The sequence below is a fragment of the Olleya sediminilitoris genome (assembly GCF_016785945.1).
In the GTDB taxonomy this organism is placed as follows: domain Bacteria; phylum Bacteroidota; class Bacteroidia; order Flavobacteriales; family Flavobacteriaceae; genus Olleya; species Olleya sediminilitoris.
This window is the reverse complement of record NZ_JAEMEF010000002.1, coordinates 340,462-354,324: the sequence shown is the minus strand read 5'-3', so window position 1 is coordinate 354,324 and position 13,863 is coordinate 340,462. Positions and strand designations below refer to the sequence as shown.

12 protein-coding genes are annotated in these 13,863 nt (G+C 30.5%); 6 read left to right on the top strand and 6 right to left on the bottom strand.

The window, feature by feature from the left end:
* Positions 1-36: 36 nt before the first annotated feature.
* Complete coding sequence (locus tag JAO71_RS03895; RefSeq protein ID WP_202999152.1) at positions 37-1,155, top strand: DEAD/DEAH box helicase; 1,119 nt, start codon at positions 37-39, stop codon at positions 1,153-1,155.
* 71 nt (positions 1,156-1,226) lie between these two features.
* Here the strand turns inward: JAO71_RS03895 and hpf are convergent, their stop codons facing one another.
* Entirely contained in the window at positions 1,227-1,529 is a 303-nt protein-coding gene (gene hpf, locus JAO71_RS03890) for a ribosome hibernation-promoting factor, HPF/YfiA family (protein WP_054851044.1), read from the bottom strand.
* 124 nt (positions 1,530-1,653) lie between these two features.
* Between hpf and JAO71_RS03885 the strand changes: the two genes are divergently transcribed.
* The 5 genes from JAO71_RS03885 (at position 1,654) to JAO71_RS03865 (ending at position 7,110) form a co-directional block, all read left to right on the top strand.
* Positions 1,654-4,479 carry a M16 family metallopeptidase gene (locus JAO71_RS03885; protein WP_202999009.1) on the top strand — a complete coding sequence of 942 codons (2,826 nt, stop codon included), beginning with the start codon at positions 1,654-1,656 and terminating at the stop codon, positions 4,477-4,479.
* Between the two features lie 170 nt (positions 4,480-4,649).
* The gene (locus JAO71_RS03880; RefSeq protein WP_054851046.1) at positions 4,650-4,967 is read left to right on the top strand and encodes a hypothetical protein; all 318 of its coding nucleotides are present in this window, start codon (positions 4,650-4,652) and stop codon (positions 4,965-4,967) included.
* 7 nt (positions 4,968-4,974) lie between these two features.
* The gene (locus JAO71_RS03875; protein ID WP_036599892.1) at positions 4,975-5,403 is read left to right on the top strand and encodes a PepSY-like domain-containing protein; all 429 of its coding nucleotides are present in this window, start codon (positions 4,975-4,977) and stop codon (positions 5,401-5,403) included.
* Between the two features lie 241 nt (positions 5,404-5,644).
* Positions 5,645-5,866, top strand: coding sequence for a hypothetical protein (locus JAO71_RS03870; protein WP_028290021.1), 222 nt, complete (start codon positions 5,645-5,647; stop codon positions 5,864-5,866).
* Positions 5,867-5,871: 5 nt separating this feature from the next.
* Positions 5,872-7,110 (top strand): FAD-dependent oxidoreductase, encoded by a 1,239-nt coding sequence (locus tag JAO71_RS03865; RefSeq protein WP_202999007.1) that lies wholly within the window; start codon positions 5,872-5,874, stop codon positions 7,108-7,110.
* 640 nt (positions 7,111-7,750) lie between these two features.
* Here JAO71_RS03865 and JAO71_RS03860 read toward each other — a convergent pair.
* The 5 genes from JAO71_RS03860 to JAO71_RS15805 all read right to left on the bottom strand — a co-directional run bounded on the left by JAO71_RS03860 (position 7,751) and on the right by JAO71_RS15805 (position 13,607).
* Positions 7,751-8,035 (bottom strand): type II toxin-antitoxin system RelE/ParE family toxin, encoded by a 285-nt coding sequence (locus JAO71_RS03860; protein WP_202998999.1) that lies wholly within the window; start codon positions 8,033-8,035, stop codon positions 7,751-7,753.
* A complete protein-coding gene (locus JAO71_RS03855) occupies positions 8,022-8,279 on the bottom strand; it encodes a type II toxin-antitoxin system ParD family antitoxin (protein ID WP_028608036.1) in 258 nt (85 codons plus the stop codon). Before JAO71_RS03855 ends, JAO71_RS03860 begins: the two co-directional genes overlap by 14 nt.
* A gap of 233 nt (positions 8,280-8,512) precedes the next feature.
* Positions 8,513-10,753 carry a hypothetical protein gene (locus JAO71_RS03850; protein WP_202998997.1) on the bottom strand — a complete coding sequence of 747 codons (2,241 nt, stop codon included), beginning with the start codon at positions 10,751-10,753 and terminating at the stop codon, positions 8,513-8,515.
* Complete coding sequence (locus JAO71_RS03845) at positions 10,754-11,314, bottom strand: hypothetical protein (protein ID WP_202998995.1); 561 nt, start codon at positions 11,312-11,314, stop codon at positions 10,754-10,756.
* Positions 11,315-11,576: 262 nt separating this feature from the next.
* A complete protein-coding gene (locus JAO71_RS15805) occupies positions 11,577-13,607 on the bottom strand; it encodes a cytidine/deoxycytidylate deaminase family protein (protein WP_236011151.1) in 2,031 nt (676 codons plus the stop codon).
* Positions 13,608-13,863 lie beyond the last annotated feature (256 nt).

Here is a 13,863-nt window from a genome sequence, read left to right as displayed (position 1 = left end):
GTAATATATTAAAATAACGATTGACTAATTACTAAAATTATGACGTTTAGAGACCTTGGTTTAGACAAAAATTACGTAAAATCATTGAAAGAGGTAGGGATTAAAACACCAACTCAAATTCAAGAACAAGCTATACCTATATTACTTAAAAAAACAACCGATTTTATTGGGTTAGCACAAACGGGTACTGGTAAAACAGCTGCGTTTGGTTTACCAGTATTGCATAAAATTAATCCTAAAAAGGATGCAGTTCAAGCAGTAATTATAGCTCCAACCAGAGAGTTAGTGCAACAAATAAAAAAACAACTTTTTAAATTCACAAAATATAATAACACCAAGATTTTTTTAGAGGGTGTTTATGGTGGCGAAAAAATTGACATTCAACTTAAAAATGTAGCCAGAACAACTCATATTATTATTGCAACACCTGGTCGATTAGTCGATCTAATTAACCGTGGAGCAGTTAATCTTTCTGAAGTTAAAACCATTATCTTAGACGAAGCAGACGAGATGCTAAGCATGGGATTCAAAAACGATTTAACTACTATTTTAAGCGGTGTTACTGGTCCAAAAAACACATGGTTATTTAGTGCAACTATGTCTGACGACCTAAAAGCAATTGTAAAACGCTACATTGCAGATGAAGCGATTAGATTAGAAATTGACAGAACAAGTATTGTTAATCAAAATATAACCCACTTTTTTGTCGAAACATCTTTACATGAAAAATCGTCTACAGTAATGCGATTATTAGAGGATAGAGAAGACCAACGTGGTATTATTTTTACTCGTACTAAAGCTGGCGCACAAGCTTTAAAACATCAATTAGAAACCGAAGGGTTTAACGTTGGTGCTTTAGAAGGTGATATGCAACAAAAAGAACGTGATAAAGTGATGCGTGCTTTTAAAAATACCAGTTTACAATTATTAATCTCTACAGATGTATCTGCTAGAGGTATTGATGTTAACGACTTAGCATTTGTCATGCATCACCAATTGCCAGAGCATATAGAGTATTACACTCATAGAAGTGGTCGTACAGCTCGTGCTGGAAAAAAAGGGGAGTCTATTGCTTTAATTTTAGGAAACGAATACAAAGACCTGAAAAAAATCGAGCAAACCTTAGGCATTAAAATGAAACAAATTACAGTATAAGTTATTTATAACATAAAAAAAGCCTAATCTAACGATTAGGCTTTTTTTATTATCTGTCGATAAATATACTATTAATGGGCTTTCATTTTTCCTTTTCTTTTAGCTAATTGACGCTCTAATTGTGTCACAACTTCGCTAACACTTTTATGTAACGTGTCTTTACTTTCTTCAGCATACAATCTTGGTCCTGGTGCACTTAATCTAATACCAGCAATTTTGCCTGATTTATCGTCATGAGTGTTTTCTAATTTAAAAAACACATCAGCACGTACTATAAATTCGTATTTATTAAACAACTTTTGGATTTTCTCAGTAGTAAATTGCTCTAAGCTTTCACTAGCTTTTACCTTATCATATTCAAAATTGATATCCATATAATTTTATTTTAAGTTATACTTAAAGATACTTAAAATCATTGTCAAATGGTCATCTTTTATTATTTATTTAAGACAAATAATTAATGATTACCTTTAAGGTCTATCTATTAAAATTAATATAATGCGAACAATTAAATCCCTTTTCGTTCTAAGTGCTTTAGCCTTAATATCTTGTAAAGATTCGGCTGAAACAACCGTAGAACAGACACCCGATTTTAAAATCGAGTACCAAAAATTCACTCTAGACAATGGACTAGAAGTAATCCTTCACGAAGACCATTCAGACCCAATTGTGGCTGTAGCAACCTTAATGCACGTTGGATCTAACAGAGAAAAACCTGGAAAAACTGGTTTTGCTCACTTCTTTGAACATATGTCGTTTAACGATTCTGAAAATGTACCAGTTGGAGCCAATCGTAAAATGATTCCAGAATGGGGTGGAAGTCGTAATGGTGGAACCTCTAACGATTATACCGTTTATTATGAAGTAGTCCCTAAAGATGCATTTGAAAAAATCATGTGGATAGATTCTGACCGTTTTGGATATATGATCAACACAGTGACAGAAGCAGCACTTGAACGTGAAAAGCAAGTCGTAAAAAACGAAAAACGTCAACGTGTGGATAACGCTCCTTATGGCTATACAGACGAGATTATTCGTAAAAACTTATACCCACAAGGACACCCTTATAATTGGACTGTTATCGGAGCATTACCAGACTTACAAGCAGCAACCATTGATGATGTTAAAGAGTTTTATAAACAATATTATGGTGCTAAAAATGCTTCTTTAGTAATTGCTGGAGATATTGATATCGACGAAACTAAAAAATTAGTAGAGCAGTGGTTTGGAGAAATTCCTAGTGGACCTGACGTTGAAGAGCAAAATTTTGACCCAGTAGTTTTAGAACAAACTAAATCGCTTTATTTTGAAGACAATTTTGCTAAGCTTCCTGAAGTTCGTATGGTATTTCCAACGGTTAAAAACTATCATGAAGATAGCTATGCTTTAGATATTTTAAGCGAATTGTTAAGCGGAAGTAAAAAGTCTCCTTTATATAATGTCCTTGTTGAAGAACAAAAATTGGCACCTCGTGTTGGAACTTACCAAAATAGCAGTGAATTAGCTGGCGAGTTTGTATTTAGAGTGCGTGCTAATGCTGGTACTGATTTAGATCAAGTAAAAGCAGCAATTGATGCTGGGTTAACAAAATTTGAAACTAACGGAGTTAATACTTCGGATTTAAAACGTATTAAAGCCGAACTTGAAACTGGATTATACCAAGGGGTAAGTACGGTTTTAAATAAAGCATTTCAATTAGTACAGGATAACGAGTTCAATGGTGATCCAAGTTTTATCACGCAACGTGCAAAATTAACCAATGCAGTAACTGCCGAGGATGTTATGCGTGTGTATAACCAATACATCAAAGGTAAAAACTTTGTTATGACTAGTGTTGTACCTAAAGGGCAATTAGACTTAGCGGTAGCAGATAGCCAACAAGCAACAGTTTGGATTGAAGAGGTGAAACAAGAGGTCGCTAATGAAGAAGTAAGCCAAGGTGAGGAAGCTGTGTACCAAAAAACACCTAGCAAATTTGATAGAAGTGAACCTGATTTTGGTAAACTTCCAGTGTTTAAATCTCCTGCCATCTGGAAAGGGCAATTAGAAAATGGCTTAGCTATCTACGGAATAGAAAATAACGAAGTCCCTTTAGTACAATTTGATATTACCATTCCTGGTGGTCAACTATTAGACCCTAAAGGTAAAGAAGGAGTGGCTAATTTATTTAGCGATCTAATGATGCAAGGAACAAAAACTAAAACTGCTGCAGACCTTGAAGAGGCTATTGGTTTATTAGGGGCTAGAATAAGTATGTATAGTGCTAGTGAGGACTTTCATATCACTGGATCGTGTTTGACTAAAAATTTAGACGAAACCATTAAACTGGTTAAAGAAATTATTTCAGAACCGCGTTGGGATAGTAAAGAGTTTACCAGATTAAAACAAGCATTAGAAACAGGGTTAAAAGGTAGCGAGGCTAATCCAAATGCAATAGCATCTAATGTCTATAACCAATTAATGTATGGTAAAGATAATCGCTTTGGGATTAATGGATCTGGGACCTTACAAAGTACTGCGTCTATTACAATGGAAGACCTAAAGGCCTATTATAAAAATCTATCGCCTAAACAAGCTACATTCCATATTGCAGGTGCGATCAATAAATCACAAACCGAAGCAGCTTTAAGCCCTCTAAAAGATTGGACTGGAGACCAAATCACAATTCCTAATCAAGAGCTTGATAATACCAATACTGCCGGAAACTTGTATTTTGTAGATGTACCTGATGCTAAACAATCAGTAGTGTATATTGGTAAATTAGCTTTAACTGCAACAGACGATAATGCAAATAAACTAGAGTTTGCTAACGAGATTTTAGGTGGTGGTTCTAGTGGACGCTTATTTCAAACCCTTAGAATTGGTAAAGGATATACCTATGGTGCCTATTCTGGCATAACCTCACGTCACACGGTTAGTCCATTTACTATCAGAACCAGCGTTCGTGCTAATGCGACTTTAAAATCTTTAAAGATTATTAAAGACATGGTTACTAATTACAAAGATAGTTTTACAGATACAGAAGTAGAGCTTACTAAAAATAAAATATTAAAAGGAAACACCAGAGCTTATGAAAGTTTAGGTGCTCAGCTAAGCATACTTAGAGCGATTAGTAAATACCAAAAAGCGGACGACTTTTTAGATAAAGATCAAAACGAATTAATAAATATGTCTTTAGAGGATTATAAAACCGTTATCAATCAATATTTAAACGAATCCGAAATGGTATATTTAATAGTGGGAGATAAAAAAACACAGTTTGACCAAGTTAAACAATTAGGTAAACCTGTAATAGAATTAGATATTTACGGTAATAAAATCTAACAACCAACACATTTAATTATCAAAAAGCACAATGTCATCATTGTGCTTTTTGCGTTAAAAAACGTTAATATGTTAATCATGTAAAGCACATCCATAATTATGTAATGTAAAAACAACACGTTGTTATCATCTTTGTAAAGACACAAGTATAACCTTTAAAAACATAAATTATGAAACTAATAAGCATTATAATAAGTCTGTTTTTTGCGTCAACAATAGCTGTAAATACAGAACATAACACTATAAATAAAGCAGAAGTAACTAAAAAAGTTATTTACGACGGTTTTGATGGACGCTTATTCTATTTCACAGACCATTCGGACAATGTAATTATTATAGAAGAGATTGAGGCTAGTAAAGCTTTAGAAACCTATGATCTAGACGTAAACAAACACGTGGGTGAAGCGTTTAATTTAAAATTAAAACAAACAACCCAAGACAATATATATAGCGAAATTGAAGTCGTATCTATTAACATATTAAAATAAATAACCCATGAAATACTTAAAAACCATACCATACATTATAATCATAGCATTAACATTTAGCTGTAACACTATTCAAGCTCAAGCACCAAAAGCAGTACAATCAGCTTTTGAAAATAAATATCCAGGAGAAAACGATCCGGATTGGGAGAAAGATTCAAACGGAAACTATGAAGCTCATTTCAAACAAAAAGGCGAAAAATACAGAGCAGATTTCAGTCCTAATGGACAATGGATAGAAACCGAATCTAGTATTAGTAAAGGCGATTTGCCTAAAGCCATTAAAGCGGTAATTAAAGATAAATATAAAGACGAAACCATAACCGAAATCGAATACGTGACTAGCGCATCTAAAGGTACATTTTATGACGTCGAGTTTAAACGTAAAGGAAAAAACAAGGATGTCGAGTTTAGAGCTAATGGTAATATTATTAACTAATTAAGTAATACAATCCTTTGCATGATAAAAGCCCAACTTAAATGTTGGGCTTTTTTTAGGGACTCAAAGTATACACGTCCATATGACAAGCTTTCAATTAAAAGGTAAGATCACATTTGTACCATTTTTTAGTGAAATGTCTACTTATAGTAATTTCTTAAAATTATATTAAATTTTAACAAAAAATAACACAATACAGTTTTGTTTAGGTATTTTTATGTAAAATTAAACAAAACTTAATATGGAACTTTTAATAAATCAAGCATTAGAATTTGAAAAAGCTAAAATGAATCATATGTCAACAAGTGATAGAGTAGTAGCGTCAAGAGAAGCGAAACGTCTAATTTTAGCAATTAACGAAATTTACAAAAAAAATAAAGACAAGTCTTTAATGGACATCATGAAACGTTTAACGGTCAAAAAGAAAAAAATTGAAGTACGTTTAAAAGGTAGATTAGTATAAGGTCAATGAGTACTAATACAAAAATTACTATTGTAGGTGCAGGAATAAGCGGTCTTATTGCAGCCATAAACCTAGAAAAAGCAGGATTTAGTCCTACAATAATAGAAGCTAGTGATCGAGTTGGAGGTCGTGTAAAAACAGATGTTTTTGAAGGATTCCAACTCGATCATGGGTTTCAAGTTCTTTTAGAAGCATATCCAAAAGCTAAACAATACTTAGACTATGACGCTTTACAACTTCAAAAAATCAAACCAGGAGCTGTCATTTTTAAAAACGGAACAACACAAACCATTGGTGATCCTCTAAGGGATTGGTCACTTTTAATACCTACCATACTATCTAATATTGGGTCATTAAAAGATAAAATAGCAATCCTTAAATTAAATATTGAACTTAAAAACAAAGCTATTGACGCTATTTTTAAGTCCAAACAGACCACAACACAAAAATACTTAAAGGATAAAGGATTTTCAAACCGAATCATCAAAGATTTTTTCAAACCTTTTTTTAGCGGAATCTTTCTAGAAACTCAATTACAAACCTCTAGTACAATGTTCCAATTCATATACAAGATGTTTGGTCAGGGTTTAGCTTCAATTCCTAAAAACGGAATGCAGGATATACCTAACCAACTACAATCCAAGCTAAAAAACACTCAGTTTGTATTCAATACCAAAGTACAATCTGTAAAGGATAACCATTTAGTATTAGAAGATCAATCCAAAATTGATTCAGACATTACTATAATAGCTACAGAAGCCTCAAATGTATTAGGAATCAAACAAACAATGACCTGGAAATCCTGTGATACATTATATTTTGAAGTCGAAAAAGACACCATCAAAAAGCCAATTATTGGTTTAGTAACAAATAGCAATGCACTAATTAATAATATTTTTTATACAACAAGCATAGCGACAAGCTCCAGTAATAATTCAAATGTACTGTCTGTAACTATAGTTAAAGCTCACAATTTGGATGAAACCAAATTAATTCAATCCGTTCAAGATGAATTAAAAACGTATTGTAATATTGTGACTAAGCGATTTATAAAACGTTACAAAATCAAAAAAGCCTTACCAAATTTAAAACAAGTAAGTCATAGCAGTAACCGTTCAGAATTTAAATATTCAGATACAATTTATTTAGCAGGAGATACACAACTCAACGGATCCATTAATGCAGCAATGTCAAGCGGAGAAACTGTTGCTAAACACATAATTGAAACATTACACAATAAGTAATATTTTATTCAAGCTCTTTAATAGGTTAGTTTTCTAAAAACTCTATTTTACATAATATAAATTATAGTGCATTTCATAACAATTAGCGTAATAGAGCTTTTGGGCGACATTTAACATAATTGCAGATATAACGTCGAAGACTTATATCAATAGTAATTATGACAAGCTAATTGTGGCATCATAGTTATATTTATAAATCATCATAGCGCTTTTCAGCGATATTTGACATAATTGCAGATATAACGTCGAAGACTTATATCAATAGTAATTATGACAAGCTAATTGTGGCATCATAGTTATATTTATAAATCATCGTAATAGCGCTTTTGTACGATATTTAACATAATTGCAGATATAACGTCGCAGACTTATATCGATAGATAAATCGATTTTATGAGATTCACGAATACATATAGATAAATATAAATACATGAGTAATTATGACAAGCTAATTGTGGCATCATAGTTATATTTATAAATCATCGTAATAGCGCTTTTCAGCGACATTTAACATAATTGCAAATATAATGGTTGCCAGACTTATATCGAAGGAAAATCGACTTTAGGAGATTCACGAACTCCTTTAATAATAATAATAATATCCGTGAGTAATTATGACAAGCTAATAGTTAAAAATTCTTTACGTAACGTAATCCATACTTTGATTTAGAACACGAACTATTAAGATATCATCATCTATGGCCAAATAAAAAATAGTATGAGATTTATAAAAAAATTGTTTTAGTGATAAGATAAATTCTGAAGCATCGCGTCCAAGATTGATGTTGTCTGATAAAACTTGAAAGATATCGTGTATTCCAAATAAATATGATTGTGCTTGTTTTAATCCAAATGTTTCGATTCCAAATTCGTACTTTTTGGCAAGATCACTTTCAGCTTTTCCAGATACTTTATAAACGCCCATCAGCTCGCATACGTTCTTCGACTTCTTTCATAATATCTGGGACAGATCTGTGGCTAATACCGCTTTCCATACCTTCTGTTATAGCGGCTTTTAGTGCGGAAAATTTAGCGTTTTTTGCCTGATCTTGTCTCACTAAATCACGAATGTATTCACTATCATTAGTAAATTCCCCATCAGTAATTCTTGTTTTTATCCATTTATCTTGTTTTTTAGTAAATGTTATTGTTTTTCTAACTGTAGACATATTCTTTTGTTTAAATAATCATACTATCTACGCAATTTATTGTTTTCGATTGAATATTACAAAACTCTAAAGTAATATTTCATGTGCTTATTTACATTATGTAAAATAGAAATTAAACATTTTGAACTATTCAAGTTTTGATTATATCTTTTGTCTTAAAACACTATGTAGCGACAGCTAAATACCTAAAACAAGACTTCATAAACTTTTTGAAACTAACCCAATAGTTAAAACTAGATCTTAAACGACTTAAAATAGGCCTTAACATCTAAAGCTGTCTGTATCAATTCAGGATTCTCCACCTCTATAAAAGTAATGTCACCATCACCAGTTCTAGACGGAATTAATAAACAAGAACAACTAGTAGAATCAACCGTATTAGTACTCTCCTGATAGTCTTTAGCTAACGTAATCACCCGATCCATGTTGGTCTGAATAGCATTTAAGTTACCTGTCATAATCTCTATAACCGAACGATTAAATGTATTGAGACTTAAATGAAATTTATTATACTCTAAACTACTAGTCACAAAATCAGAACAATATTTAGCCTCTTCCAAAAGCAGGTTAATCATGTAGATATAACCCATATTAACAACATTATAATTTTCAATCGAGCAAAACTGTCTTTTACTATTAAAGTCTAATTCCCAAATAGCATTACAATGTGCCAAAACAATGTTTTCGCGTTCATCATTCTCTTCTAAAAGAGACTCAATATGCTCAATCGGAAATCTAACACCATGATATTTAATAACGTCTTTGGTGATGCTATTAGAGTGTAAAGCTTGTATTTTTTTAACCAGTTCTACTCTACTAGGTATTTTTAGTTTATTAATAATAAGGCTGTTAAGTGTAATATTAGTACTATTGTCTTTAACTCTCTTTTCAAATTCATTCTGAAAATCAACAACCTTTTTAGCCTCATCCTTATCGTCAAAAAACAGATGTATAAAAAAGTTAGTACCATTTAAATTAAAAGGCATTTCAATATGAATAATCTCATCCTTTCTAAACTGAAACAAAATGGTATAAATGGTCATTACCGTACTTAAATCAGCATTTATAGTAGCAGTTGTATTAAGAAAATAGTCAATAGTTTGATGCACAAGGGCATTATCCCTATTCAAACTCAAATGGCTATTAGTTGGGTGTAACAAATCTCTAATACCTCTGTAGTAATTAGATTCTAAATTATAATAATTAAACTCAAATTGCACACCAGCTTCTCTAGCATAATATTTTGTGTACAGTTTATCAAAATCATCACCAAAAAAATCTAAACGCCCTTCAGGATTAACAAACAAAATACCTTTGTCAATAAACTTATCATAAGACGTTTTAAAATCTGCTTTGGTCACTCTAGTATTACCATAAATTAAATACTCTAAATTTAAAATCTCTGTGCTGGTGGATCGTTTTAAAGATTTAGACAAATAATTTAAGTGCTGTAAACTCTCTTTATTAAAACTCTTAATCTCATAAAGCTTAGGGCGTTTTGCCAAATCTTGAGATGTTTCTAATTCCAATCTAACATCCTCTAATACCGAGTGGTTTAACGTCATACTATCCGTAATCCCTTCTTGGATTTTCTTAAACATATTATGACAAATCAATTGGATTTCATAAGGTTTCCCTTCAGATATGTTATGCAACTCACGGAAAGTCGAATTTTCAAAAATATCACTAGGCTCTATACCAATATCTAAAAGCGGTTTACTAACACAAATTTCAGTATCCTCAATATCCTTATACTCGTCAACAGTAATTTTTTTAAACTGTCTTATTATTGGCGAAAAAATCTCATCTATAACCGGAAAAAGCTCCTTAGTACCTGTAAAAACTAACATATAGTTAGTTTTATTCATAAAAATATTTCTTATTTTCTCAAGTAAAACGCGACTCTCAGACAGCACATTACATTCGTCAAACAAAAGAATAATCGACGTATTAACCTCCTTATTAATGGTTTCTAAATCTCTTTTAAAATTACTTTCAGAAGTTAACACATCTGTCCTTCCAGCATCCATAGCTTTAGCAAACTGTATAGGAAACAAAAAAGGTCTAAATTCTATATTATTAGACACCGTATAAGCCGAAGTTTGATTTAAATACTCATCAAAAATAGCACCTCCAACACCACCAAAATAATTGTCGTTAATAGCAGAATTAAAAATAGAATCAAAAATCTTATAAAAAAACTGTAACTGTGACTCCTTATCCCCTTCATCTAAATCAATTCTTACCGTAAGAAAATTCAATTTAGACGCTTCAATTTCAATCATGTTCAGCAAACTCGTCTTACCTGCTGCGCGATCACCAATTAACGAAAGATTGATAGGCTTATTCGTTTTAGCACCATGGTTTAAATAATAACGTATTTCTTTCAATTCGTCAGACCGTCCAGCAAATAACTTTTCTTCAGTTACAGGATTTGCAAAATCATAAGGATTACTTAATTCAGAATAACTCATCTAATTACTGTATTGTTTTAAATCATTAATTAAATTACTGTCTACTACAAATTGTTCTAATAAATGCACATTACCTCTCTTACGTTCAAAGTTATGATAGGTCTTTAATTTATCCTTAGTCTCTTTAATATTAATAACTTGTAAAGCCATAATATAATCCTCACTATCAATTTTCTGGGCTTTAGATATCGTATCAACTAGTCTATGCAATAATTCATTTTTAAAATCCTCACTACTGCCTAACCCATTAACAGCTTTAATTTCTTTGTACTTTAAGTAACAGACAATTAAAAATAAAACAATTAAAGTACTTAAAACAAAAACACTAGCATCTTTAACAAAAAACTCAATAACCAGTATTAAATACTTTAACCATATACCATCATAATCTTTTTTTAATTCATTTAAAATAGCCTGTATAGCATCATAGTTATTAATAGCATGTAACTGTGCTAAAATGGCAACTATCAATAGCCACAATAGGTAATTAAGGGTCTTTTTTCTAAATAAATAGTCTCTTATAAAATGTACTAATTGTAAAAAGTATTTTTTAAATTTCATGTATAGCAATGTATAATTGCCTCTAAAATAATACATTTCTAATGTAATGTTTAGAAATACAGTTGTTATTTAAAAGCATACCACACATTCCACTGCCCTCCTACGTCTTAGCATAAATAGTAGGCTAGTAACATTACAGAATTAACGTTTTAAAATAAATGTTTTTAAAACTTTATGAAAGACTTCGTATTTCAATTAACCGGACGCTTACAAAGCGGCAGTTTTATTTAGAATGCACAAAATAATAAACATATGAGACAAGTTAATTAGAATTAATACTTTTAATTAAAAGATCAATTACATCTTGGTCGGAAAACTTATTTTTTAATTCTAATAAATTTCTTATATCTTTATTTTGATTTTTTAAAGACTCCAAAATCCCAATAAATTGTATTCCAATCTTATTTTTTGATTTTAATTCCAATGTCATAGATACTTCATCTTTATAAGATAAAAAGTTATCATATAGTTTCTGATAAACACTTCCAATTGCACCAGAAAAGGGTATCATTACTGGTCTAGAATTTTCATCACCTCCTTTTAAAATCTGGTCATTTGAAATTCCAGGATATGGATCAATAAAATAAATTGTTCTAATTCCTAATTGAAAAGCTTTTTTGGAGCATAATTCACAAGGGCTTGCTGTTGTAAATAAAATACCTCCTTCTACTCCCAGACCACCTAATTTTGTTATTTGCAACATTGCATTTTCTTCAGCATGAAGTGATCTAGTATGCACTTGGTTAGCTTCTCCTTCATAATGATTATGAATCGTTTTAAAACAAAATGAGCAATTTTTACCATTTAAATCCTTTTTATTTTTTTTGTAAGACTCACTAAAATAATCCTTTAAAGCTCCCTTAAAATTACTCGGATTTTTGTTTTTATATTTATAAATTGATTTCTTATCATTTAAACCTTTTTCAAAATCACTGTAATGATTTTCGTTTTTTATTTCTTCACCAATTAAATCTTCAATATTTCTTAAATTACATGGAGTATGACCTTTAGCTACATCATTCCAACCTATTGATTTTATGTGAAACCTTTTATCAGTAATAGCTGCACCAACATTTCTAGATATACACCCTGAATTTAATTTCGCAGTATTAGCAATTTGCATTGACCGCTCTAACGCACTTGGTGTAATGATACCTGGTTGATTTATTAATGCAATTAACTTCAATAATTGCTCTTCTCTAGTAACAAAATTTAATTTTCCAAAAGGTGGGTCATATCTATCTAAGAAATCTGTTATTTGTGCCTTTTTTAAATTTAATATGTGAAAATCACTTTTTTGAATGCAATTTTCTACATCAGGAGATGAAAAGTCTCCTTTAGAAAAGTCATTTGTTTTGTATTCTGTTTCATCTAATTCCAACAATTTATCTGCAACTTTTTGTTTGTTCTCTCCAGATAATTTTGAGTATTGTAATCTTTCAACAATTCTTGATTTTGAATTATCTAAAACATCTTTAGTTGCAAGCATATAGAAGGCGGAATAACGCTCTTTAAAGAACATAACTTCTAAAGAGTTTCTTAATGAATCTATAACTATTTTAGTAGGTTTATCTTTATTACTTTGAACAAATTTTCTTGATTTAATTATTCTATTTATAACTGTAGATATTGAATAAATATTATTAATTCCATCATTATTATGATCATTTAAGGGGTCTCCAGTCTTTCTTATATTACATGATAAGTGATGTAAAAAAATTGTACGTCTATAATAACCTTCGGATTGTAAAATTTTTAATATTTCATTACATAAAGCTTTAAATTCTTTTCCAAAGAATATATCATTTAATAATAATAAATCCTTTTCACTTTTAACTTCACCCAAATTTGAGAAAGATTGTATTCTTGTTACTAAATCATCATTAGTACTTAACAAAATTTGAATATCTTTATTTACATTTAAAGCAGCATTTTTATAATTAGTATCATTTTTATGTTCTTTAAAATTGCTTAATAACAGCCTTTTGAAAAACATTGGATTGTTATTACCATATTTATTTAATAAATATAATATCAATACATTCTTATATGATATAACATCAAATGGTATCCAGTTTTTTTCAGTAGAGAGATAATTATTAATAATCGTATATTTTCTATAAAATGTTGTTTCTCTTTCTTTTTCGTTAAATTCTCTTAAACCTTTCTTTTTAAGATTATTATAACTCCCTGCTAAAAGTCCAGAAATAGTTGTACATCCAGAACCAGTTCTTCCCGTTAATCCAATGATAGTAAATTCTCTACGTAGAGAATATAAATGATCTAATTTCATATAAGTGTATTGTTTATGATAGGGAGAATTTAAATGTAGTAATTTTTGTTCTAATAAATTTAATGAAAACTGTAAAATTAAGAATGTTAATTAATTTATAACAACTCACTCACTTTTCAATTCTTTCTATCGTCACTTCGTAAAAAGAGTTTCTAGATTAACTTAGTAGAGTGTCTTTTTAAAAGAAAATAATGAGAGAAAGTGGTAATATAAGTTCCCTTTTATCGTTATCGAGTTTAAGATTTAAAAATAATTT